The sequence below is a fragment of the Shewanella sp. 10N.286.51.B8 genome (assembly GCF_041469325.1).
Lineage (GTDB): Bacteria > Pseudomonadota > Gammaproteobacteria > Enterobacterales > Shewanellaceae > Shewanella.
Genome location: NZ_JBFRKG010000084.1, coordinates 1 through 512 on the forward strand (window position 1 = coordinate 1; position 512 = coordinate 512).

General features: G+C 40.0%; 1 tRNA gene. It reads right to left on the bottom strand.

What is annotated here, in order from left to right:
- Positions 1-425: 425 nt before the first annotated feature.
- Positions 426-511, bottom strand: a tRNA-Leu gene (locus AB4160_RS19405).
- Position 512: the final 1 nt, after the last annotated feature.

The following is a 512-nucleotide window of genomic DNA, read 5'->3' on the forward strand; positions in this document are numbered from 1 at the left end:
GATACAAAAAAGCCCCAACTAATGTTGAGGCTTTTTTGTACCATACACCTTAATACTAAGTCGTATGTAAGCGCTTTATAGAAGAATAATGGTACCCGAGGCCAGACTTGAACTGGCACGCCCTATTTTAGAACGACGAGGTTTTTTTTAGTAAAATCATTCCAACAAATTTCAGATACAAAAAAGCCCCAACTAATGTTGAGGCTTTTTCGCACCATACTCTTTAATACTAAGTCGTATGTAAGCGCTTTATAGAAGAATAATGGTACCCGAGGCCAGACTTGAACTGGCACGCCCTATCTTAAAACGACGAGGGATTTTTTAGTAAAATCATTCATTCCAACAAATTTCAGATACAAAAAAGCCCCAACTTACGTTGAGGCTTTTTGTACCATACACCTTAATACTAAGTCGTATGTAAATGATGGTACCCGAGGCCAGACTTGAACTGGCACGCCTATTAAGCGAGGGATTTTAAATCCCTTGTGTCTACCGATTCCACCACTCGGGCA